Here is a 23884-nt window from a genome sequence, read left to right on the forward strand (position 1 = left end):
TTTGAAAGAGGCTGACTAAAAAGCGAAGTGTCAGACCACTCACGTCACCATACATCGTGAATGGTGCGTGAGGTTGGACACTTATCGGTCAGCCTCTTTCGTTTTTAACATTCCCCCATGTAGGTGGGAGAGGTTCATAATAAGGAATGTATGCTGTTAAAAGATAAAATACCAATCATTGTTCCAAGCAGGCAACCCGCAAGGACATCAGACGGATAATGCAGTCCTAAATAAATTCTTGAAAGAGCGACACTAATGGCAAGGGGTAGAAGCAAAAAAGATAAGTGTGGAAAGGCTAACAAAAATGGGACTACCACTGAGAATACAGCTGTTGTATGTCCGGATGGAAAGGAATGGTCTTTCAACGGGTTTTGTAATACTTTTGTTTCATCTAATATTAAATATGGTCTTTGACGAGGATAGAGGCGTTTCATGATGGCAACAGGGATATGACTCAGCGTTAAGGCACAAGCGCTTGCAACAGCGGTCATGCGCCAAGCTTGAGGGAATAGAAATATACCTAATATTACTGTTAAAATCGAAAAAACCGCCCCGCCAATATGGGTAATATAACGGAAATAGAGATTTAAAAACTTGCGATCAAAATGACGGTTGATACTGCGGAAAATGCGACATTCTAAATCGTAAACATGATTCAGAAATTTTGTCATCATTGCTCATACTCCTTTTTAGAAAATACTCATTTATATAGTAAAACAATAATGTTTAGATAATACGAATTTACTGTAAAAATTGTAAGCGGTTTGTTTAACAAAAAAACCACGCTTCATTAATGAGCGCGGTTTTTGTATGATTATTTTTGCTGCAATGATTTATAATATTGCCCTTTCTCCGCATATTCGCGGCATACCCGTTCCATTTCACGTTTATCTTCTTCTGTTAGTTCGCGAATGACTTTGGCTGGACGGCCAAAAGCAAGTGTATATGGGGGGATTTTTTTTCCTTGAGGAACGAGACTGCCGGCACCAATAAATGCACCTTCGCCAATTTCTGCTCCGTCTAAAATAATCGAACCCATACCGATTAATGCATTTTTTCTAATAATGGAACTGTGTAAAATCACTTGATGACCGACAGTTACATCGTCTTCAATAATAAGTGGATGATTTGGACTTTGGTGTAAAACCGAGTTATCTTGAATATTGACGCGGTTGCCGATGATGGTTGGCGCCACATCGCCGCGAATCACCGTATTAAACCAAATGCTTGTTTCTTCACCGATTGTGACATCGCCAGTGATGGTGACATAATCGGCAATAAAGGCGGAATCAGCAATTTTCGGGTATTTACCTTTGTAAGGATAAATCATCGTTTCCTTTCCTTTCCTTTCGTTATAATTGACCGATTATATTTTAATTTTAATATAATTTTACAAATTTTTCGGCGATTCGTAAAGTTAATATTTAGGAGGAGATTCGTTATGTGGAAATGGGAAGCGGACAATGCAAAAGGAACCGTTGTCATTGTTCACGGTGCTGCTGAGCATCACGGACGTTACAAGTGGCTAATTGAAATGTGGCGTTCAAATGGATATCACGTTGTGATGGGAGATTTACCGGGGCAAGGAACAAAGACAAGGCGAAAACGAGGACATATTGAATCATTTGACGAATATATAAATGAAGCTGCTGATTGGGTAGAGGCGGCTAAAGCATTTCATTTGCCGATTTTCCTTCTTGGGCATAGTATGGGAGGGCTTGTCGTTATTCGAACATTGCAAGAAAAACGATTGCCTGTTAAAGGGGTCATTCTTTCCTCTCCATGTTTAGGGTTAGTCACTTATCCATCCAAATCGCTTGATTTACTTTCAAGGGTGTTAAATTATATAATGCCATCCATGTTATTCGATTCCGGTTTATCGGTTGAATTGGCGACGAGAAATAAAGAAGTTCATGAAATGGATAAAAATGATTCACTATACGTAACAAAAGTATCGGTTCGCTGGTATCGTGAGCTCATCAAAGCAATGCAGCTAGCTTATCGAAATATTGACAGATTTCCTGATATTCCGTTGTTGCTCATGCAAGGTGGAGACGATAAAATTGTTGATAAAGCCGTTGTAAAAGAATGGTTTGACCAGCTGCCAATAACAGAAAAAGTATACAAAGAGTGGAACAAACTGTACCATGAAATTTTTAACGAACCGGAACGTGATCATGTGTTTTTGTATGCAAAAACATTTTTAGATACACAGTTGCAATTGCATCGATAAAAGTTTCTTTAAAAGATGCGGTGTAACGCCTATAGAACAAAAACTGAAGTTATTGCACCAAACGTAGCTGAGGTGAGCTTTTTGAGAATCCCTACCCATCCGATTAGTTTAATGAAAAAAGTATATCTCGATGTATTTCCGATTGTACATCGCGAGTTAGCATACTGGAAGCAAAAAGCCGAAGTCATTCCTGATGCGGAACTGCGGAAACAGGCGCTGGCAAGCATTCACACAAAAGCATTTCACTGTGAAGGGGGAGCGATTCTTTCCATATTGGCAGAAGCGGATATGGAGGAATGCATTCGTTTTATCGTCGCTTATCAAACGATTAGCGATTATCTTGATAACTTATGCGATCGAAGTACGTCGCTAGACCCTCTCGATTTCCGCGCTCTCCATGACTCAATGCCGGACGCTTTATGCATAGACGCGAAAGTAACAAATTATTATCGGTATCGCCAAGAACAAGATGATGGCGGCTACCTTCACGAGCTTGTACAAACATGCCAAGATGTATTAAAAAAAGTAAAGCATTATGAAAAAATTGTGCCATTTTTGCAGGAGTTAGCTAGTTATTATTGTGATTTACAGGTACATAAACACGTGAAAGTGGACGAGCGTGTACAGCGGCTTGAACAATGGTTTCGCCAATATAAAGATCATCTTCCGCCGATGGAATGGTATGAGTTTTCCGCATGTTCCGGCTCTACGCTAGGTATTTTCTGTTTAGTGGCCTATGCTTTTACTGAAAAGTTTGATGAAGAAATGGCATTAAAAGTACGCAACGGTTATTTTCCATATATTCAAGGATTACATATTTTGCTCGATTATTTCATTGATCAAGAGGAAGACCGGTTAGGCGGAGATTTAAACTTTTGTTTCTATTATCCGCATCATTCTTCGTTGCTGGAGCGATTGCGCCATTTTATTGAAGAAGCGGATAAACATACCGCTGGATTGCCAAATGAACAATTCCATCGCCTTATTAACCGCGGTTTGCTAGGTGTATATTTATCTGATGAAAAAGTACAGCAACAAAAGGAGGTAAAGAAACTAGCCAAGCAGCTAATTAAATATGGCGGGCAAATTTCTTACTTCTTCTACTTAAACGGTCGGGTGTATCGGACGTGGCAGAAAATTTATCAACTGTTTGCAAAATAAAAAGGGGCTGACCCCATAAGTGTCTGACCTCACGCGTATTTCACAATATAGTTCATTTATCTAATGTGATGTCCTACATATTGTGTTGCGGGGTCTGACACTTGGCTTTTAGGTCAGCCTCTTTTTGATTGTCGTCGTTTATAATTAGCTTCCTCATTTATTAAGTAATATTCAAACAATATCGTTCAACAATAGAAGTTGAAAAAGCGTCCAAAATCGCAAAGTTAAAGGGTAGTCTCGAACATTGGACAAATCGTGAAGTGAAAAAAATGAATTCTTACTTACACTAAAGTTGAAATTTTATTTCATTTATTGCTTTGTTATTGCTGTGGTTGATTTTGATTATACTGTGGTTCTTCTTGCAGAATTTGTTGCATACGTTGATTCACTTGATCAATGATTTGTTGAGTTTGTTGTGCCGCTTGCTGATACATTTGTTTTGATTGCTGGTTATCAGTTTGCAGAGCAAACGTTTCAAAACTTGCCTGGGCGCTTTTTAAACCTGCTAAAGTTTGTTGAACTTGAGTTCCAACTGTCATTGATTGTTTCCTCCTTGTAATAGTACACATCCATTAAATTGGACTTAAATTTAAGAAATTATAACAGGTAATAATTTAAAAATATAAAGGGAAGATGGAATCATTCCGTCAACATACTTTGGCTATTATTCCCCCATTATCTAATCTCTGAACACATCATAAACTCCGTGTATCTGTAACATACTTTACTTAATCTAATAAAACGAGGGGAAAATAATCATGAAGAAAGTGATTTAAAAACGATAAATAAAAAAATAAATAATGAACATAATGTAAAAAGTCAGTACTAACTCTCTTTTTTGTGTGCAAAAGGAGGTAAATATGGAAAATCGAGTTTTTTATATTGCCCTAGGAGATTCCCTCACTGCCGGAGTAGGTGCTTCTGCACATGAACGGTCATTTGCGGCTAGTTTTTTTCAATCGATAAAACAAACGAAAGAGTGCCGATACATGAATTTTGGTAAGTCAGGGAGAAGCAGCGGGGAATTGCTGCAATTTCTTACTGATTCTCAAATCCGCGACTTATTGAAGAGGGCTACCCATATTACGATTACAACAGGTGGAATCGATTTGATTCGTGCTTATGAGAATAACGTTCATTTATTAGGATACATTAGTACGATCCAAACGTTAAAACAAAATTTACAACATATATTACACACTATAACTGAAACAAACCGAAATACTCATATATTCCTGATGGGGCTTTATAATCCTGGTACCCCGGATCATAAATTATATCAACTGGCCAATCAATTCATTCAAAGGATAAACCAAGTTTATGAAGAGACAGCAAAGGATTTTAATGTACATGCCATTAACCCTATTGATTCTTTTTTAAACAAACCTTACCTATTGGCAGACGAAGTTCATCCTAATGATTTAGGATACAAGGTCATAGCCGATTTGTTTCTAAGTAAACAAAAGTTGTCAGTTTCTACGTAATTATCTAGTGTAAGCTGCCTTTAACGAAGCATTTAGTGAATTCACAATAGGATTCTCAGTACAAAAAACTGTATTGTACTAAAAATGACGGACCTGTCCAGTATATCCTGTAGTACTTTCTTCAATCATATTATGTGTTGCACATTTCAGAACTTAACTGGTTTCCTTTAGAGTCTCTAATAAGAAAGTCAATAACACTTTATTAGCACTTGACCAATTGTTTGGCTATTTGCTCATAAAGTGTCCAGCGAATGTGGTGCTATTATCAGCAAAATAGCAAAGATGATTTAGTAAGGGGGGTCATTCGTGAGTAAGAAAGTATTAATCCTATCAGAAGCCGTTGGCAGTGGTCATACAAAAGCTGCGGAAGCGTTGATGCAAGGAGTTTCTTATCTTGCTCCTTCCATCCAAACGAAAATTTTAGAGGCAGGGCAAACACTCCATCCTCTTTCCGCAAGGCTGTTGTTTAATACTTATCTTAAAATAATCGTCCGCTCTCCTTCATTGTGGGGAAAAATGTATCGCTATAAACAAACCGAGCCTCTTTCTAATTGGAAAAAATTTATCATTTATCAACTATTTCACCGACAAATTGAAGTTCTTCTTCATGAGGAAAACCCTCACCTTATTATTTGCACTCATCCATTTACCAGCTCATCTGTAGCCAGACTAAAGAGGATGGGTTATAGGTTTACTCTTTGCTCGGTGATCACTGATTTTCATGTTCATGGGGCATGGGTTCATCGAGAGGTAGATGTATATTTCGTATCGAGTGAGGATACGTATCATCAATTAATCAATATGGGAATTCCAAAAAAACGCATTGTAGTAACGGGCTTGCCAATAAGGTCGAATTTTTGGATAAAGAAAAACAAACAGGAAATGCGGAAAAAATTAAAATTAAAAAATATTCCTACTGTCATCATCATGGGAGGAGGATTAGGATTAGGCGGAATCCAGCCAATTGCCCATGCTCTTTTAAAATGGAAAGAAAAAATTCAGGTCATCATATGTACTGGATTCAACAAAACACTAAAAACCGCATTGTTAAGAGATGAAATGTTCGATCATCCTCATTTTCATATTTTAGGGTTCGTGAACCACATTGACGAGTGGATGGAAGCGGCTGATGTACTTATTACAAAACCGGGCGGATTGACCTGTTTTGAAGCATTATCAAAGGGGCTGCCTATGTATATATATCAACCAATCCCTGGTCATGAAGAAAAAAATTGTGATTTTTTAATCAATAACCATTTGGCGATAAAAATGGATGATCCAAATCATATTGATCGTTTGATCGCAAGTCTGCTTTTTTCGCCGCAAGATCTGCAGTTTTTGCATAATAAGATAAAGGAATTTCAACAAAAAATAGACCCATTGGCAAGTGCCAAATTTATTGTTAACGAGCTTATTCTATGATGCCGTTCACTCATTTGGTGGTAAAATTCATGAATGCTTAACCTATTTCCAAAAGAAGCCCGCACTTCAAGCGAAGTTAAGTGGCGGGCAGCTCACATGATCAGTAACGTATCTTTTTGAATCGTCACATTCACCGGGGTTTTCGTAAGGACTTCGCCATCGCTTTGTACAATCATCGGCCATTCGGAGGTAACTTCTACTTCTTTTCCTTTGAGTATGGTAACACCGGGATGAAAAACATGCTTCCCTTTATACGCCTTTGGAAAAGTGCGTAACAGCTCCCATTTTGTTATGTTGTGTACGATACAAATATCGAAAAGTCCATCATTATAACAAGCATCCGGACATATTTTAATCCCTCCGCCGTAATTCGGAATATTGGCAATGGCAATTAACCATACATTGAAAAAAGCCAGTGTCTTCCCGTCAATCTTTAATTGAATGTGGACAGGATGGTAGTTTAATAAAGCATGCAAGACACTAAGTCCATATGAAAGGCCGCCTAATCTAATAAAATTCAACCAATTTTTATATTTGGAAGTATTGTTTACCTCGGCGACTTTGCCGTCAAAGCCGATCCCCGTTACAGTAATGCAGTACTTTTCGCCAATTTTTCCAACATCCATTTTTCTTGGCTTTCCCATTAAAATACGTTCCAATGCCTTTTTATAGTCCATTGGTATATTAAGAGCCTTTGCCAAATCATTTCCCGATCCTGCAGGGATAATACCCAAAGGTATATTTGAACCGATTAATCCGTTAGCAACATCATGGATTGTACCATCTCCGCCTAAGGCAACAACGGCATAACATTGTTCAGAAGCAGCTTCCTTAGCGATTTCTACGGCATGTTTTGGACGTTCTGTAAAACGCATTTGATAATTTAACTGTTTCTCTTGAAGCAACTTCTCAACCTTTTTCCAAACTTTTAGTCCGTTTCCGTTTCCCGAGATTTTATTGACGATAAAATAATACATATCGATCTTTCCTTTTTGTTAGAGATAATAAAAGTTTTACAGGATATGTGAAAATTGTTTATATAGGTAAAAAAGATCATTCCATAACTAGATTTAATTCCATTCATTTTACCATTTTAACGTCTGTTTTTAAAATACCAATGACTTCAATTCGGGAAACGAAACATAAAAAGATTTTTGACACTCATCTCATACTTGTATAGAACATGCTTCTTCCCCCATTACCTTATAAGAAAAACGTTGTTTTATGTATATTTTTTACTCTGGTTAACAAAAATATTCCATATCAGGGGGGGAAATGAATTCCATTCAATTTGAATACAGTGTACCGCGGTATGTCTTAAGTAAAATGATGGGTAAAGTTTCAAAATCTTTTTATTGGAATCATTGACGGTGTCGATTGGACAACCGTTTGGCTTAATGAGCTGCATATTAAAGGAAGCTTTGCGTACAGTACGGATGAATATCAAGGAAAGAAGATGAGAACGCTGCAAATTGCCATTGAATTAATGAGTAATGAAAAGGTGGATTTATCTCCATTGGTCACACATCGTTTTCCTTTGGAAAATTATCGTGCTGCCTTACAAACGGTTGTTAACAAAGGAAAAGGTTCAACGATGAAAGTGGTATTCGAACCTTAAATCAATACCTTAATAACACTAGCTTGGAGGGAAACATTGTGAGAACTTTTACCATTAGCGGAAACAAGCAAACTCCTTTTTTAAATTGGCTTGCAGAAGGAATAAAAGAGGAGTTTTTATCAAGAGGTTATACGTTTTATTAAGTTCCTGAAGAAAATATTAAACTTGTGTTTCATTTTATCGATCCTGAAAAACCACGGCCATATCGGAGGAAGGCTCAGGCAACGTTTATCGTTTCTGTTATGGAAACATCGGAAAAATCGGAAAATATTCATAAATCAGCCTATCCATATTTAGTCAGGTCTTTAGCGAATCATTTGATGTATATCTTACATCATGATGATGAAACAACGGATATTTATTTTCTTACACCTGAACAAGGGTTTTACAAATTGACGTATCGAAAAGGAGAAGAAGAAACATTTTTCAAACGTATTTATGAAAGGTTAGAACCGCTGGCCGCTTCGCAGTTAGTAATTAACAATGATTTTTATGATGATCTTCCAGAAGAGATGTGGAACGGCGATGAGATTACGAAATCATTAAGCGAATCAGGAAAAAAGCTTGACCGTATGAATTTACTTCCTGCTCCATTTCCATTAGAGGAATATCTCACCCCTCGTGATATGCGTCATCTGAAAAAGCTTTACGGAATAGGAGGACTGAGCTATGGAAATCTCAGTGCCAGACGGGACGGTCACAGCTTTTGGATGAGTGCAAGCGGAATTAACAAGGCAGATATGAAAACGGTTGGCGAAGATTTTCTTCTAATAAGGGGATATGATCCAGATAAAAATGCCATAAAAGTAAGCGTTCCTCCGAATATAACCCCAAAAAGGGCATCTGTTGATGCGATTGAACATTGGATGATTTATAAAGAACACCCGGAGGTAGGAGCGATTGTACATATTCATGCTTGGATAGACGGCATAAGGGCTACAGAGATTAATTATCCATGTGGAACGATTGAACTTGCAAAAACAGTAGCAGAGCTTGTCAGAAATTCGGAGGAGCCTTCTCGAGCGATTATAGGCCTTAAAAACCATGGCTTAACCATAACTGGTACGGATTTAAATGACATCTTTGAACGCATCGAAGGTAAAATTATTCCTCAAGTGCCGATGTCTTAACATGAATGAACAAACTTCATTTTCGTATTGCCAAATGAGTTGATCAACAGAAAAACCTTTTGCCGAAAAAGCAAAAGGTTTTTATCTTTTTTCAATCGCCACGATAAACGGCGGATGGTTAATTTGGTTAATAAATTCGTAACGGAGAACATGGGCTTTTTGTTGATCTAATGTTTGGACGTATTCAAGCAATGCATCACGTTCCACAGCACCTTCAGGATGTCCGTGATAAATAACAAGCACGATAATTCCTTCAGGAGCCATGATTTCTAACAGTTGTTCAACGGCGCGAATCGTTGAATCCGGTTTGGTGACAATTTGTTTGTCGCCGCCTGGCAAATAACCGAGATTAAAAATCGCCCCTGTAATTTTGCCGTGGTATTGCTCGGGAATTTTTTCAATGAGCTGATCATGGCTTGCGTGAAATAATGTGACTTGCTCTAATGCGTCATGCTCTCGCAGGCGATTTGTCGTATTTTCAATGGCTTGCGCTTGAATGTCGAAGCCGAACACATGCCCTGTTTTTCCGACGCGTTCCGCTAAATAAAGCGTATCATGTCCGTTTCCCACTGTTGCGTCAACGGCGATGTCGCCTGTTTGAACGGCTAAATCCATCAGAGTGCGGGCAAAAGGCAGAATGCGTGCTAGCTTCACTGTTTCATCACTTCTTTTTTGTAATATTTTCCTTGGTAACTGTTGCGGCGTTTTAATTCCGCATCAATTGCGTTTAGCACTTCCCACTTGTTTACGCTCCACATCGGTCCGATCATTAAATCGATTGGTCCGTCGCCGGTAATGCGGTGAACGATCATTTCCGGCGGGAGAATTTCCAGTTGATCGCATACAAGATGGACGTATTCGTCAAATGATAAAAATTGCAATAATCCTTTTTCATATTGTTTGACCATCGGTGTTCCTTTTAAAAGATGCAATAAATGGATTTTAATGCCTTGTACATCAAGATTGGCGACCGTTCTTGCCGTCTCCATCATCATATCATAGTCTTCAAGCGGCAGGCCGTTAATAATGTGCGAGCATACGCGAATGCCATGTTTACGAAGTTTATTCACACCTTCAACATAACATTCAAAATCATGGGCGCGATTAATAAGCAAAGCTGTTCGCTCATGTACGGTTTGCAGCCCAAGTTCGACCCATAAATATGTCCGTTCATTTAATTCCGCCAAATACTCAACGACGTCATCCGGAAGGCAATCCGGCCGGGTAGCGATAGATAAGCCGACAACTCCTTCAAGGTTGAGGACAGTTTCATATTTTTCGCGCAGAACATCAACGGGTGCGTGTGTATTGGTGAACGCTTGAAAGTAAGCGATATATTTGCCGTCTTTCCATTTTTCATGCATTTTTTCCTTAATTTTATTGAATTGTGTCACTAAATCATCGGCGCGGTCGCCGGCAAAATCGCCCGAACCTGCGGCACTGCAAAACGTACAGCCGCCGTAAGCAACCGTTCCATCGCGATTCGGGCAGTCAAATCCGCCGTCAAGGGCAACCTTAAATACTTTATGTCCGAATGTTTGGCGCAAGTGATAGTTCCATGTATGATAACGTTTATCGTCATTTGTATACGGAAATGGGTTGGACTGTGTCAAAACAGCTCCCTCCTTAAATGGCAAATAGTATCATTCCAGCATTGTAGCACGATTTATGAGAAAAATCGACATTTGCCAATCATTAACGTCATAACCGAAAAACGAAATGCACACATTAAATGGTGAGAAAGACTATTTTTTCATTGGAGGGAAGCATATGGCGACGCGGCAGTCAGTGGATGAGTTTTTACAACGTTGTGAAGATGTGATTCGCTACGCCAAGGACCAATATACAGAAGCGAAAAAACAAGAACATTACAACGATACCGAATATACAAAAGCGCAACAAATGCTGGAAGAAGCGAATAATGAGCTTGCCCATTTAGCATTAAGCTGCAATGCCCAGCAGCGTGAACAACTGCATCGCATGCGCCTGCAGATGCAACAATTGCAAAATGAAATGGTTTTATTAAACCATTAATAAGGAGAGAAAACAATGAAGAAACGTTCTAAGCAAAACAATCCGGAACAAAAAACAAGAAACGGCATCAATAATAACGATATCGAGTTAGGTAAAGATTTTGATCCGGTTAAACAAGCGAAAAAAGTGTATGAACAAACAGGCGGACAGCCGCAAAAATCGAAACAGCATGTTGAATAGCAATATAAAAAGAGTTTGCCGCGCTTACGGCAAGCTCTTTTTTGTTAAAAATCGTAAAACTTACAACTTTAACGGCATTGATTGCACTCGACTTTTTTCACGATTGGCCGCATTATGCGATATATGTGTTCTGTAAAAAAAGAAAGTGGAATAAATGGATTTGGATTGAGTTACTCCGAAGCATTATGAAGATGTTTAGAAAGTTTGTGTTATTTTCGTTTTAGCTATAATTTCTTCCATAACTAACTATATGCAGAAGCGAACTGTTTTCCCTTACGTTTAAACTCTTGAACAAAGAAAGGCTTTTCTGGAAATGCCAACGTACCGGTGAGAGAAAATTTAATAATAAACTGACAAGACTTAGTGTTTAGCTTTACACATTCATATCATTCGTCTTCTTTTTGGAATTATGATGGTTTTAAAGTGTTAACGTATATTCCCTAAAATATTTTGTGTTGATGAATTTTTTACTAAACGTAACGATCTAAACAAATATTCATATAATAACATTCAAAAATCACCGCATAGGCTTATTTGTTTTATGATAATGGCTGGAAAGCAAATAAATAGTGCTAGTGCATTTTTTCTCCCCTCTACTTGCAACAAACCGACAAATTTTTTAAAATAATGACTATAAAAAAATATTGGGAAATAACGGTGAAAAGGAGTAGTAGTGAACAAAACGGAATGCAGAGAGTTGACGGCCGGTGCAAGTCAACCGAAGTTTGTTCACGAACTCGCCTTTGAGTTGCGAACGTAAACGGCCCAGCGCCTAGTAATGTTCGCCGTGAATCTGCGTTAAGGATTTGAGTGAGTACACGCTTTTGTGTGCTAAATAGGGTGGTACCGCGGGAATTTCAACCTCTCGTCCCTTTTTAGGGAGAGAGGTTTTTTCATTACCCTTTTTGTTAACAATGATCCAAATAGAAAGAGACAGATAGGAGGAAAGAAAATGAGCTTCAATCACCGTGAAGTTGAAAAGAAGTGGCAAAAGTATTGGGAAGAAAATAAAACATTTAAGACGGTCGAAGATGACAGCAAGCGCAAATTTTATGTGCTTGATATGTTCCCTTATCCGTCCGGCGCGGGACTTCATGTTGGGCATCCGGAAGGGTATACCGCAACTGACATTTTAGCGCGCATGAAGCGCATGCAAGGGTATAATGTTCTTCATCCGATGGGATGGGACGCGTTCGGTTTACCTGCTGAGCAATATGCGTTAGATACAGGGAACGACCCGGCTGAATTTACGGAGAAAAACATCAATAATTTCCGTCGCCAAATTAAATCATTAGGTTTCTCGTATGACTGGGATCGTGAAATAAACACAACCGATCCGAACTATTACAAATGGACACAATGGATTTTCTTAAAGTTGTATGAAAAAGGATTAGCTTACATCGATGAAGTGCCTGTGAACTGGTGTCCGGCGTTAGGAACGGTGCTTGCGAATGAAGAAGTGATTGATGGTAAAAGTGAACGCGGCGGCCATCCGGTGATCCGCAAGCCGATGAAACAATGGATGCTTCGCATTACGGCGTATGCGGACCGCTTGCTTGAAGATTTAGAAGAGTTGGATTGGCCGGAAAGCATTAAAGAAATGCAGCGCAACTGGATCGGCCGTTCAGAAGGGGCGAATATTCACTTTGCCATTGACGGTCATGATGAGACGTTTACAGTATTTACGACTCGTCCTGATACATTGTTTGGGGCGACTTATACCGTACTCGCTCCTGAGCATCCGCTTGTGGAAAAAATTACGACGCCTGAGCAAAAAGCGGCAGTCGAAGCTTATTTACAGCAAATCCAAAGCAAAAGCGACCTTGAGCGCACGGATTTGGCAAAAGAAAAAACAGGCGTATTTACTGGCGCTTATGCGATTCATCCAGTCAATGGCGAAAAATTGCCAATTTGGATTGCCGATTATGTATTAATGAGCTACGGTACCGGAGCTATTATGGCTGTTCCTGCTCACGATGAACGCGACTACGAATTTGCGAAAAAATTTAACTTGCCAATCAAAGAAGTCGTTGCCGGCGGCGATATTTTGAAAGAAGCGTACACCGGTGACGGTGAGCATATCAACTCTGACTTCTTAAACGGTTTAAACAAAGAAGAAGCGATTAAGAAAATGCTTGAATGGCTCGAAGCAAACGGCAAAGGGGAAAAGAAAGTATCGTACCGTCTTCGCGACTGGTTATTCAGCCGTCAACGTTATTGGGGCGAGCCAATTCCAATCATTCATTGGGAAGACGGCACAATGACACCGGTGCCTGAGGAAGAACTTCCGTTACTCCTTCCGAAAACGGATCAAATTAAACCATCCGGCACAGGCGAGTCTCCGCTTGCGAACATTGAAGATTGGGTAAATGTTGTCGATCCGAAAACAGGTAAAAAAGGACGCCGTGAGACAAACACAATGCCGCAATGGGCGGGAAGCTGCTGGTATTATTTACGTTATATTGACCCGCACAATCCTGACCAGCTTGCCGACCCTGAGAAATTGAAAAAATGGCTTCCGGTTGACGTTTATATCGGCGGTGCAGAACATGCCGTACTTCACTTATTATATGCCCGCTTCTGGCATAAATTCTTATACGACATCGGTGTTGTCCCGACGAAAGAGCCGTTCCAAAAATTATTTAACCAAGGCATGATTCTTGGTGAAAATAATGAGAAAATGAGTAAATCAAAAGGAAATGTTGTCAATCCGGATGATATTATCGAGAGCCATGGCGCGGATACATTGCGTCTATACGAAATGTTCATGGGACCACTTGAAGCATCGATTGCCTGGTCAACAAAAGGTTTAGATGGGGCACGCCGTTTCTTGGACCGCGTATGGCGTTTATTCGTTGAAGAGAACGGCAGCCTTAATCCAAAAATCGTTGATAATCCTGAAACGGACACGTTAGAGCGCGTATATCATCAAACAGTGAAAAAGGTAACAGAAGACTATGAAGCGCTTCGCTTCAACACCGCCATTTCCCAATTGATGGTGTTTATTAACGAAGCATATAAAGCCCCTGTTTTGCCGAAAGCATACATGGAAGGCTTCGTAAAGCTATTGTCGCCAGTTTGCCCGCATATCGCTGAAGAGTTATGGGAAAAACTTGGCCATGACAATACAATCGCATACGAAGCGTGGCCTGCCTATGATGAGGCAAAACTAGTAGACGATGAGGTTGAAATTGTTGTACAAGTAAATGGCAAGGTGCGCGCGAAATTGCATGTGCCGGCTGATGCTTCGAAAGAGCAGCTTGAGCAAATCGCAATGGAAGATGCGAAAATTAAAGAACAAATCGAAGGAAAAACAGTGCGCAAAGTCATTGCCGTTCCAGGAAAACTGGTGAATATTGTAGCGAATTAACGTAAAAAAGTCCCTCACGATGATGAGTGGGGGACAATATATAGAAAGGGGATTTCATCATTCATGGAAGAAATCAAAGAAATTACAGCCGAAGAGCTAAGAGTGAAACTGGAAAACGGGGAAAAATTAAATTTAATCGATGTCCGCGAGGATGAAGAAGTAGCGCACGGCATGATTCCAGGGGCAAAGCATATTAAAATGGGCGAGATTCCGAATCGTCTAGACGAATTCAGCAAAGATGAAGAATACATTTTCATCTGTCGTTCTGGTAATCGCAGCGGAACCGTTTGCCGCTATTTGCAGGACATGGGCTACAAAGTGTGCAACATGGTCGGCGGCATGCTTGCATGGGATGGAGAAGTAACGAAATAGCGAAAAGCAACGAGGCGATCTCATCATGCTGAGACGCCTCTTTATTATTTTATTTCGGATGCAGGAACTTTTTAATATGAGTATACAGAAAGCAGGGGAGAGAGGAAGCCGTGTATAAGGTAAAATTGTTTGATAAAGAGCATGAAAAAGATTTGGAAAGTGCAGTAAATCAATTTCTGGCAGGATTGAACGAGGGACAACTGATTGACATTAAATATGAAGTGGCAGCCATGGAGTCGGAAGGAGAACAAGTTTATTGTTTTTCAGCGATGGTCATTTATCGCGATTGACTTAATAAATACAAAAAGGGCTGCTTCCTATCTGAATTATAAAAAGGAAGCTCCCCCTTTTTTGTCAACCTTTTTCATTTAATGCGCTCTTTGCTGCGCTCATTCCGGCAAGCCTTCCGGTGACGAGCGCCGCGGTAATATTGTAACCGCCTGTATAGCCGTGAATATCTAAAATTTCTCCGCAAAAATAAAGTCCCTTCATGAGCTTTGACGACATTTCTTTCGGGTGAATTTCTTTGACAGATACGCCTCCCCCGGTGACAAACGCTTTTTCAAGCGGCAGCGTGCCATGGACATCGAATTGAAATTGTTTACAGTCACGCACGAATGCGCGCACTTTTTCGTTTGAGATCGTACTTGCGGTTGTTTGCGGATCGATATCATTTTTTTCTAATAAAAATAGTAAATATCGTTCCGGCAGTAATCCTTTTAGTACGTTTTTTACCGCTTTTTTTGGCTCTGCTTTTAATAATTTCACAATCTCTTGGAAAATTTCTTCCGCATTTTTATCGGGCATCGCATCAATGCTCATCGTCACTGCATTCGTTTTCGCTTTTTTTAACTCTTTCACAACAAATTGGCTGCAACGAAGCGCCGCCGGGCCGGAGATGCCAAAATGAGTAAAAATCATATCCATTCGGTGCGTAATAACCGTTTTTCCTTTTTGGTTGAGTACGCTTAACGCTACATCGCGCAAGGAAAGGCCTTGCAAGACTCGCTCTTTAATGAATCGTTCCTCTGAAGTAATCGGTACTTCTGTTGGAAATAACTCTGTAATCGTATGTCCTGCTTTTTCTGCCCAAGCGTAACCGTCACCGGTTGAGCCGGTTTGGGGAACCGATTTGCCGCCAACAGCGACAACAACGCTTTTAGCAGCGATAAATTCCCCTGTTTTTAACGTAATGCCGATTGTTTTGCCGTTTTCGTACTCTACATCGGCGACGGGGGTATTGATGCGAATATGAACGTTTCGTTTTTTCAGTTCCTTCACAAGCGCGTCAACGACGGATTGCGCGCTGTCCGTCACCGGAAACATGCGGCCGTGGTCTTCTTCTTTCAGACGAATGCCAAGACGTTCGAAAAAGCGGATAATGTCTTCATTGTTGAATACGGAAAACGCGCTGTATAAAAAGCGGCCGTTTCCCGGGATATGTTTTACAAGCTCATCGACAGGCAGTCTGTTTGTCACATTGCAGCGCCCGCCGCCGGAAATCGCCAGCTTGCGTCCGAGCTTGTCCCCTTTATCGATAAGCAATACTTTTGCCCCTTGCTCTCCGGCCGCAATCGCCGCCATTAATCCAGAAGGGCCGCCGCCGACGACAATCACATCATACTTCATATTATCTTCACCAACCTTTCAATCGCTTTCCATTATAAATGAATGAAGAAAGTTTCTCGACTTAAACGGGAATATGATAAAATACTATAGTTACGATTTGAAAAGCTTTCGTGCTAAGGAAGGGATATTATGTCATCGTCGAATTTACTGCGCGGAACGCTCATTTTAACCATTGGTGTTATGCTGTCCCGCTTGCTCGGATTAATTTATGTATTTCCGTTTGAAGCGCTTGTAGGCGATCGCGGCGGTGCACTGTACGGTTACGGTTATGTGCCATATACGATTTTTATCAGCATTGCGACAATGGGGGTTCCGCTTGCTGTTTCTAAATTTGTGTCTAAATATAATGCATTAGGGGAATACCGCGTTGGCAGAAGACTGTTTCAATCAGGCTTGCTGCTAATGTCATTCACTGGCTTTTTGTCATTCGCTATATTATATACGATTGCGCCGATGATTGCACCATTGGTGATTAGCGACGGCGGAAATGGAAATACAGTCGAAGATGTAACGACAGTCATCCGCGCTGTTAGTTTTGCCCTTTTGCTCGTCCCGCTCATGAGCTTGATTCGCGGTTTTTTCCAAGGGCACGAATCAATGGGACCTACGGCCATTTCGCAGGTCATTGAGCAGCTTGTTCGCATCATCTTTTTGCTTGGAAGTTGTTATGTCGTGCTGAAAGTGTTAGACGGCTCTTTAGTAACAGCGATCAGTTTGTCTACATTTGCCGCATTTATCGGGGCGTTAGGCGGTTTAGGTGTATTAATTTGGTATTGGTTCAAACGAAAAGAGGCTCTTGACGAATTGTTACAAAAAGATAAGGGACAGCTTCAACCATCGCTTTCGGATATGTATAAAGAGTTGATTATGTATGCTGCACCGTTTGTTTTTACCGGCTTGGCGATGCCTCTTTTTCAATTAATTGACCTGTTTACATTTAACCGGGCGATGGCAAGCATTGGACTCGCTGCTGTTTCTGAGAAGGCTTATGCGATTTTTAATATATGGGTGCAAAAATTAATTATTATTCCTGTTACGCTGGCGACATCCTTTAGTTTAACGTTAATTCCAGCGATTACAAAATCATATATCGAACGCAACCGGAAGCTATTAAGAAAACAGCTTAATCAAACGTTCCAAGTAATGTTATTTTTAACATTGCCGGCAGTGGCTGGCATGGCATTATTAGCCGAACCGGTATATACGACCTTTTACGGCTACGATAAACTTGGGAGCGAAGTGTTGCGATGGTATGCACCGGCAGCGATTTTCTTTGCGCTCTTTTCCGTTACCTCTGCGATATTGCAAGGAATTAACAAACAACGCTTCACTGTTATTGGCTTAACAATCGGATTGTTTGTAAAACTCATTTTTAACTATTATTTCATTACAAAATTTGCGACAATCGGGGCTGTTTTGGCGACTACTCTTGGTTATTTCGTATCGGTGGCATTCAATTTATGGATCATTAAAAAGTATGCAAAATACCGTTATCGCCTCGTTTTTCGCCGAACTTTATTAATGGGAATTTTTACGGCGATCATGTGCATCGTAGTAAGTGTTGTTGTCGCTTTATTGGAGATTGCGTTGCATTATAACGGCGGCAAGTTTGATTCGATTGTCCTCGTTTTTATTGGTGCGCTTGTTGGAGCAGCTGCTTATTTTTATATGAGCTATCGCTCCGAACTGCTTATATATTTGTTCGGCGATCGCTTTGCATTTTTAAGAAAGAAAAAAAGGGCCGACCCATAAGTGCCTGACCTCACACGCATCTCACAAATATATCGTTCATTTGTCCTATATACCGTGTTGTGGGGCTCTGACATTTTAGCTTTTGGGTCAGCTTCCTTACACATTAAAAACCGTCTGAAAAAGGGAAACCAAGTTGACGCTCTACTCGTTGAAGACGGCGGTTTAAACGGTTTAAGCGTTCTGTATGACGCTGTAATGTTCTTTCGATTTGATTGAGACGTTGTTCGATGTTTCCAGGAAAGCCTGGATAGCCAGGGGTTCCAGGGGTTCCAAGGGTTCCTGGATAACCACCAGGAAAACCACCAGGGTAGCCTGGAATGCCAGTAGGTTGTTGCTGACGATAATCCATGTTTGAAAACTCCTCTCTGTTGTTTCTTCTTAAGCAGTGTATGTAATAGTGATAAAAGCGGACTAGACGAATGCCTAAAAAAACAAAAAATTCACGAAAGGATGGGGTGAACATTGAGTTTACGGATTGATAAGCTGCTAGCCAATATGGGCTATGGAACGCGCAAAGAAGTGAAAAAGTTGCTAAAGTCAGGCGTTGTAAAAGTAGATGATGTCATTGTGAAGGATCCGAAGATGCAGGTGAACCCCGATGAACAGGTTGTAACGGTATGGGGAGAAGAAGTTCAATATAAAGAATTTATATATTTAATGATGAACAAACCGCCTGGAGTCATCTCAGCTACCGAAGATGTCGTGCAGGAAACGGTTATTGATTTGCTTGAAGAAGAGGACAAAATTTTTGCGCCGTTTCCGGTTGGACGATTGGACAAGGATACGGAAGGATTATTGTTACTGACAACTGACGGGCAACTTGCCCATCAGTTGTTGTCACCGAAAAAACATGTTCCGAAAACGTATTTTGCTGTCATTGATGGTGAGGTCACAGAAGCGGATGTTGCGGCGTTTCGTCAAGGGATTGTTCTTGATGACGGCTATAAAACAAAACCAGCCGAGCTTGTTATTTTAAAATCGGGGATTCGCTCTGATGTAGAAGTGACGATTACAGAAGGGAAATTTCATCAAGTAAAACGAATGTTTCAAGCTGTAGGGAAACGTGTCGTCTATTTAAAGAGAATTCAAATGGGACCGCTTTCGCTTGATGAGTCGCTTGCACTTGGCGAGTATCGCGAATTAACGGATGAAGAAGTGGCATTATTAAAAAGCTTTCAGCAAACGTAACGAAAAAAATGGAACCTTCACAACAGGTTCCTTTTTATATCAATATTCATTGTTTACTGTTTGGCATATTGAGGCTAACAGCTTGGAGTGTTGAATAACCTCTCACCTTTCTCTCTAGAGAATCCCAATTAAGAGGACATTTTCACCTTCTTATTGGTTGTTGTCCATTTGCCCTTGCTTGGGCTGCGAACTAGGTCGTTATATGCTAACACGTTCAAATCTCGTTGAATCGTTCTTGGGGTGATGCCAAATTCATCAACGAGTTCCTGCGTTGTTACTGTTCCACGTTCATTGATGAACATGTAAACAGATTTAATACGCGTTAGCATCCGATGAGTTGAAGGTTTCAAAAGACCACTCCCTATCATTCGTAATCCGCATGGCGCAACACACTTCAACCTAGATGAGAGATTATTTCTTAAGATGTCTCTTTTACTATCATTTTACACGAGCATAAGCGAAAAATGCCACAATTGTTGTGTAATTAACAAAACATTCGTATATTTCCACCATTTTCTTATGCTAGTGTAAAAATGATACTTACATTATAACAAAAATAAAGAATAATTTTACAACTTTTCTTGCTTTTTTATTGAAAAATGTGTGAATCATTTTAGAAATTTGTTAACGAAATGCCGGTTGTTCATACACGCTGCTTCATTATTTTGACATTTTTAGGTTTTGTATGATACGTTGTCAGGGAAGAACGTTGAAGGAAGGGATTCGCCATGAACATTAATTGGATGGAAGAAGTATTAAAACGAAAAGAAGAGCTTATTCGTGATACACAGCAATTTTTACGCATTAAAAGCGTGCTTGACGAAGCAAGTGCTACAAAAGAAGCTCCGCTCGGACAAGGGGTATACGAGGCGCTTCAATATTTGCTTCGCCGCGGCGAAGCAGAAGGTTTTACGGCGAAAAATGTGGACGGTTTGGCAGGGCATTTAGAGTTTGGACAAGGGGAAGAACTGGTTGGGGTTTTATGCCATGTCGATGTTGTTCCGCCTGGAGACGGATGGACAAGTGATCCTTTTTCTGCAGAAATTCGCGATGGGAAAATTTATGCCCGCGGAGCCATTGATGATAAAGGACCGACCATGGCCGCTTTTTATGCGATGAAAATTGTGAAGGAACTAGGATTGCCATTAAAGAAACGGGTGCGGATGATTATTGGCACGGACGAGGAAAGCAATTGGCGCTGTGTGGACCATTATTTTAAACACGAGGAAATGCCGACGATGGGGTTTGCACCGGATGCGGATTTTCCAATCATTTATGCCGAAAAAGGCATTGCTGATTTTGATTTGTGTCAGAAACCTGTCGAGACAAATGAAAATGGCGATATTCAATTGCAATCGTTCCAATCCGGGCTTCGCTATAACATGGTTCCAGATTTTGCTGAAGCGGTATTGTTAGTGAAAAATGGACAAAGTAATGAAATTAAGCAGTATTTTGAACAGTTTCTTCACACGAACGGCCTAAACGGTCAGGCGGCTGTCAATGATAAAACAGTCACATTGCGGCTTGAAGGAGTTTCCGCTCACGGTGCGGAGCCGAACAACGGAAAAAACGCCGGACTTTTTATGGCGAGTTTTTTAGCTCGAGTATCATTGGATAAAAATGCCCAAGCATTTATTCGTTTCGTTAATGATTATTTTGTCGGAGATTCGCGCGGGGGTGCGCTTGGGGTTGCTTATTCTGATGATATTACCGGTGATTTAACGATTAACGTCGGTATTTTATCCTATCGTCAAGAAACGGGCGGAAAGTTAGGGGTAAATTTGCGTTACCCGGTAACGAACGATATGGAACAAACGAAGAAAACGATTGAACAAGTTTGTGAAAAATGCGGATTTACGCTTGAAAACTTCAGCGGTCTCAAGGCGCATCATATTGACAAAAACCATGTTCTTGTCAAGACGCTGCAACGTGTGTATGAGGAACAAACCGGCGAAAAAGCGTTTTTAATTTCCATCGGCGGTGCGACGTATGCCCGTTCATTAAACGCTGGTGTTGCCTTTGGGCCGCAGTTTCCGGGAAGACCGGATGTCGCTCACCAAAAGGATGAATATATTATGATCGAAGATTTATTAAAAGCGACGGCCATTTATGCCCAAGCGATTTACGAGCTTGCGAAATGATTTTCTTTCCAATATATGTTACATAGTATATAGTGTTATATAGAGAGAGAGGCTGTCTCAAAAACTAGGCTCCTCAACCACAATATATGGGCACCGGAAGGAAAAAGCCCTAAATATTGTTATGGTTCGAGGAAGTCAAAACCTTATGAGACAGCCTTATTTTCATGAATGAAAGAATGTGGGGGAAACATCATGGATTTTGTGTTAAAACGCGGAGAACGACAAAGTAAGTGGACATTTCAACTGTTTTATTTTTTAACATTTTTTGCTTTCGGCTCATTATTTCCGCTATTGTCGGTTTATTTGAAAGAGACGGTAGGACTATCAGGGACAGAAATTGGTACAATTATGTCGATTAGCCCAATTGTAATGATTTTTGTTCAGCCGTTTTGGGGAATGATTAGTGATTATACACAAAGGCCGGTTGCTGTTTTAACGATTACATTAATTGGGACAGCGTTGTTCGGAATTGTTTATTCGTTCGTCGAGCAATACGTATGGTTTCTCGTTGTTTCCGCTTTATTAGCATTTACTCAAAGCGCGATTGTTCCGCTTTCGGACAGTATCACCCTTAATTATGTGCAAAAGTCAAAAGGAAATTATGGCGCGATTCGCCTCTGGGGAGCAATTGGCTTTGCTGTTTCGGTGCTTGTCGGCGGCTGGCTTTCAGAGAAGTTTTTTATTGACATGATTTTTTATTTGTTTACTTTTATTTTATGCTTAGCTGCACTGTTTGCTTGGAAGCTGCCGCGTGAGAACCAAACGATGAGCGTGCGGATTTTTGCAGGAATGGCTCAATTAATTAAGGTGCCGAAGTTTTTATTATTTTTATTAACGACGTTTCTTGTGTTTGGGCCGATTTATGCAAACAATTTTTATTTTGGTGTATTTATAAAGGAAATCGGCGGTACGTTAACAGGAGTAGGCATTGCTTTTTTATTGGCGGCGGGAAGTGAAGCACCGTTTATGAAAGTAGCAGACTCATTTATTCGCCGCTATGGTATGGTGCCGATTTTATTATTTGCTGCTTCGATTTCGGCATGCCGCTGGCTGTTTTATTTTTTTGAACCGCCGTTAATACTTGTTTATGCGACAACAATTGCCCAAGGTTTTTCCGTTGGCCTGTTCATTCCCGCTGCCTTGCAATATGTTCGCGATATAGCCCCTGACGGTGTGCGCGCTACAGCCGTTTCTCTTTATTCGGCAGTTGGCAACGGATTAGGAAGTTGGTTTTGCACGTTTGTCGGCGGCTATATTCTCGAACAGTGGCCTGCCGGACATGTATATTTATTCTTTAGCATTTTAACGTTTATCGGTTTGCTGATTTTATTTGCCATTATGACGTTAGATAGAAGAAAAAAAGCTGTTGCTCATCATCATTGATTTCTTGGAAGAGCAAATAATTTATAAATAGGATGTTGTGTCTATTATAAAGAGAAATTTGTCTTGATTTTTATTACAAAAATTTGAAGGGAATATGAAATTTGATAAAATTATGAAACAATCATGTTCGTTTAAAAAGAAAGGGGCAAGGGATGTGAGAAAAAATCATTATTTTATCGCTGTACCGATTCCGACAGAAATTAGCGAGCGGCTTGTCCAGCTGCAAGCTGAGCTGAAGGAATTATTTCCGTTTCGCAGCTGGGTACATAAACAAGATTATCATATTACACTCGCCTTTTTAGGGGAGGCCTCCTCTATCCAATTGGAGCAAGTGAAGCAGGCAATGGAACGAATCGCCAAGTCGCACGATTCGTTCATGCTTACATTGGATACAATCAGTACGTTTGGTAATCGCTCGGCACCGAGAATTTTATGGCAAGGGGTGAAGGAAGAGCCGAAATTGCGTGAACTTCGAGATGATGTTTATTACGCTTGTATCGATATCGGCTTTTCGTTAGATCAACGTCCGTTTGCTCCTCATATTACAATGGCGCGCAAATGGCAAGGAGAGACAGAGTTTGCATTGGGAAAAATAAGGGCGATAACCGCAGGCAAAGTGGAAAATGTTTCATTTCTTGCAGATCGCATTGTATTGTATCAAACTCATTTAGAGAGAGTGCCAAAATATGAGCCGTTGTTCATATGTCCGCTTTTGCAATAACAGTGGAGTATTCGTGAAAGATTGATTATATTATAAAGATAGAATGCTCTTATTTTGGAGGTTGTT

The 23884-nt window shown here is 40.4% G+C and carries 23 protein-coding genes, 2 pseudogenes and 1 other annotated feature; of the genes and pseudogenes, 16 read left to right on the top strand and 9 right to left on the bottom strand.

The window, feature by feature from the left end; genetic code table 11:
* Window positions 1–134: 134 nt before the first annotated feature.
* The gene (locus B0I26_RS05325) at window positions 135–674 is read right to left on the bottom strand and encodes a phosphatase PAP2 family protein (protein WP_111644429.1); all 540 of its coding nucleotides are present in this window, start codon (window positions 672–674) and stop codon (window positions 135–137) included.
* Between the two features lie 140 nt (window positions 675–814).
* Window positions 815–1330, bottom strand: coding sequence for a gamma carbonic anhydrase (locus B0I26_RS05330; protein ID WP_111644430.1), 516 nt, complete (start codon window positions 1328–1330; stop codon window positions 815–817).
* 111 nt (window positions 1331–1441) lie between these two features.
* Here B0I26_RS05330 and B0I26_RS05335 point away from each other — a divergent pair, with 111 nt between their 5' ends.
* The gene (locus B0I26_RS05335; RefSeq protein WP_111644431.1) at window positions 1442–2233 is read left to right on the top strand and encodes an alpha/beta hydrolase; all 792 of its coding nucleotides are present in this window, start codon (window positions 1442–1444) and stop codon (window positions 2231–2233) included.
* 81 nt (window positions 2234–2314) lie between these two features.
* Window positions 2315–3394 carry a tetraprenyl-beta-curcumene synthase family protein gene (locus tag B0I26_RS05340; RefSeq protein WP_111644432.1) on the top strand — a complete coding sequence of 360 codons (1080 nt, stop codon included), beginning with the start codon at window positions 2315–2317 and terminating at the stop codon, window positions 3392–3394.
* Window positions 3395–3714: 320 nt separating this feature from the next.
* On the opposite strand, the gene B0I26_RS05345 is transcribed toward B0I26_RS05340, so the two are convergent.
* Complete coding sequence (locus tag B0I26_RS05345) at window positions 3715–3933, bottom strand: DUF1657 domain-containing protein (RefSeq protein ID WP_111644433.1); 219 nt, start codon at window positions 3931–3933, stop codon at window positions 3715–3717.
* Between the two features lie 321 nt (window positions 3934–4254).
* Between B0I26_RS05345 and B0I26_RS05350 the strand changes: the two genes are divergently transcribed.
* Both B0I26_RS05350 and B0I26_RS05355 read left to right on the top strand, forming a co-directional pair.
* Entirely contained in the window at window positions 4255–4878 is a 624-nt protein-coding gene (locus B0I26_RS05350; protein ID WP_111644434.1) for an SGNH/GDSL hydrolase family protein, read from the top strand.
* Window positions 4879–5184: 306 nt separating this feature from the next.
* Entirely contained in the window at window positions 5185–6300 is a 1116-nt protein-coding gene (locus B0I26_RS05355) for an MGDG synthase family glycosyltransferase (protein WP_111644435.1), read from the top strand.
* 92 nt (window positions 6301–6392) lie between these two features.
* Here B0I26_RS05355 and B0I26_RS05360 read toward each other — a convergent pair whose 3' ends face one another.
* Window positions 6393–7277: a diacylglycerol/lipid kinase family protein gene (locus B0I26_RS05360; RefSeq protein WP_111644436.1), complete on the bottom strand. Its 885-nt coding sequence runs from the start codon at window positions 7275–7277 to the stop codon at window positions 6393–6395.
* A 380-nt stretch (window positions 7278–7657) separates the two neighbouring features.
* Between B0I26_RS05360 and B0I26_RS18510 the strand changes: the two are divergent.
* A pseudogene (locus tag B0I26_RS18510) lies at window positions 7658–7918 on the top strand (zinc-dependent alcohol dehydrogenase); the annotation flags it as partial.
* 38 nt (window positions 7919–7956) lie between these two features.
* Window positions 7957–9048: pseudogene (locus tag B0I26_RS05370) on the top strand (class II aldolase/adducin family protein).
* A gap of 81 nt (window positions 9049–9129) precedes the next feature.
* Here B0I26_RS05370 and B0I26_RS05375 read toward each other — a convergent pair.
* Window positions 9130–9702, bottom strand: coding sequence for a class I SAM-dependent methyltransferase (locus B0I26_RS05375; RefSeq protein ID WP_111644437.1), 573 nt, complete (start codon window positions 9700–9702; stop codon window positions 9130–9132).
* A complete protein-coding gene (locus B0I26_RS05380; RefSeq protein ID WP_111644438.1) occupies window positions 9699–10661 on the bottom strand; it encodes a TIGR01212 family radical SAM protein in 963 nt (320 codons plus the stop codon). The genes B0I26_RS05375 and B0I26_RS05380 overlap by 4 nt, the downstream gene beginning before the upstream one ends.
* Before the next feature lie 157 nt (window positions 10662–10818).
* On the opposite strand from B0I26_RS05380, the gene B0I26_RS05385 reads away from it, so the two are divergent.
* The 5 genes from B0I26_RS05385 to B0I26_RS05405 all read left to right on the top strand — a co-directional run bounded on the left by B0I26_RS05385 (window position 10819) and on the right by B0I26_RS05405 (window position 15294).
* Window positions 10819–11082 carry a YtzC family protein gene (locus B0I26_RS05385; protein ID WP_111644439.1) on the top strand — a complete coding sequence of 88 codons (264 nt, stop codon included), beginning with the start codon at window positions 10819–10821 and terminating at the stop codon, window positions 11080–11082.
* A 15-nt stretch (window positions 11083–11097) separates the two neighbouring features.
* Window positions 11098–11262, top strand: coding sequence for a glycogen biosynthesis protein GlgD (locus B0I26_RS05390; RefSeq protein ID WP_111644440.1), 165 nt, complete (start codon window positions 11098–11100; stop codon window positions 11260–11262).
* A gap of 648 nt (window positions 11263–11910) precedes the next feature.
* Window positions 11911–12138, top strand: a binding site (T-box leader).
* A gap of 76 nt (window positions 12139–12214) precedes the next feature.
* Window positions 12215–14632, top strand: coding sequence for a leucine--tRNA ligase (gene leuS / locus B0I26_RS05395; RefSeq protein WP_111644441.1), 2418 nt, complete (start codon window positions 12215–12217; stop codon window positions 14630–14632).
* A gap of 63 nt (window positions 14633–14695) precedes the next feature.
* On the top strand, window positions 14696–15004 hold the full coding sequence (locus B0I26_RS05400; protein ID WP_111644442.1) for a rhodanese-like domain-containing protein: 309 nt from the start codon (window positions 14696–14698) through the stop codon (window positions 15002–15004).
* A 110-nt stretch (window positions 15005–15114) separates the two neighbouring features.
* Entirely contained in the window at window positions 15115–15294 is a 180-nt protein-coding gene (locus tag B0I26_RS05405) for a sporulation protein Cse60 (RefSeq protein WP_111644443.1), read from the top strand.
* 64 nt (window positions 15295–15358) lie between these two features.
* On the opposite strand, the gene B0I26_RS05410 is transcribed toward B0I26_RS05405, so the two are convergent.
* A complete protein-coding gene (locus tag B0I26_RS05410) occupies window positions 15359–16633 on the bottom strand; it encodes a BaiN/RdsA family NAD(P)/FAD-dependent oxidoreductase (protein WP_111644444.1) in 1275 nt (424 codons plus the stop codon).
* Window positions 16634–16762: 129 nt separating this feature from the next.
* On the opposite strand from B0I26_RS05410, the gene B0I26_RS05415 reads away from it, so the two are divergent.
* Window positions 16763–18385, top strand: a complete 1623-nt coding sequence (locus tag B0I26_RS05415) for a putative polysaccharide biosynthesis protein (protein ID WP_111644445.1) — start codon at window positions 16763–16765, stop codon at window positions 18383–18385.
* Between the two features lie 103 nt (window positions 18386–18488).
* Here B0I26_RS05415 and B0I26_RS05420 read toward each other — a convergent pair whose 3' ends face one another.
* Complete coding sequence (locus tag B0I26_RS05420) at window positions 18489–18734, bottom strand: prefoldin domain-containing protein (RefSeq protein WP_111644446.1); 246 nt, start codon at window positions 18732–18734, stop codon at window positions 18489–18491.
* A gap of 146 nt (window positions 18735–18880) precedes the next feature.
* On the opposite strand from B0I26_RS05420, the gene B0I26_RS05425 reads away from it, so the two are divergent.
* Window positions 18881–19573, top strand: coding sequence for a 16S rRNA pseudouridine(516) synthase (locus B0I26_RS05425; protein WP_409991413.1), 693 nt, complete (start codon window positions 18881–18883; stop codon window positions 19571–19573).
* A 128-nt stretch (window positions 19574–19701) separates the two neighbouring features.
* Here B0I26_RS05425 and B0I26_RS05430 read toward each other — a convergent pair whose 3' ends face one another.
* Window positions 19702–19923: a DeoR family transcriptional regulator gene (locus tag B0I26_RS05430; protein ID WP_111644448.1), complete on the bottom strand. Its 222-nt coding sequence runs from the start codon at window positions 19921–19923 to the stop codon at window positions 19702–19704.
* Between the two features lie 378 nt (window positions 19924–20301).
* On the opposite strand from B0I26_RS05430, the gene pepV reads away from it, so the two are divergent.
* From pepV to thpR, 3 genes are all read left to right on the top strand, one after another.
* Window positions 20302–21714 (top strand): dipeptidase PepV, encoded by a 1413-nt coding sequence (gene pepV, locus B0I26_RS05435; RefSeq protein WP_111644449.1) that lies wholly within the window; start codon window positions 20302–20304, stop codon window positions 21712–21714.
* 192 nt (window positions 21715–21906) lie between these two features.
* On the top strand, window positions 21907–23097 hold the full coding sequence (locus tag B0I26_RS05440; protein ID WP_111644450.1) for an MFS transporter: 1191 nt from the start codon (window positions 21907–21909) through the stop codon (window positions 23095–23097).
* 154 nt (window positions 23098–23251) lie between these two features.
* Complete coding sequence (gene thpR / locus B0I26_RS05445; RefSeq protein ID WP_111644649.1) at window positions 23252–23818, top strand: RNA 2',3'-cyclic phosphodiesterase; 567 nt, start codon at window positions 23252–23254, stop codon at window positions 23816–23818.
* The last annotated feature ends 66 nt before the right edge of the window (window positions 23819–23884 follow it).

This window comes from Paranoxybacillus vitaminiphilus (genome assembly GCF_003259935.1).
GTDB classification, from domain to species: domain Bacteria; phylum Bacillota; class Bacilli; order Bacillales; family Anoxybacillaceae; genus Paranoxybacillus; species Paranoxybacillus vitaminiphilus.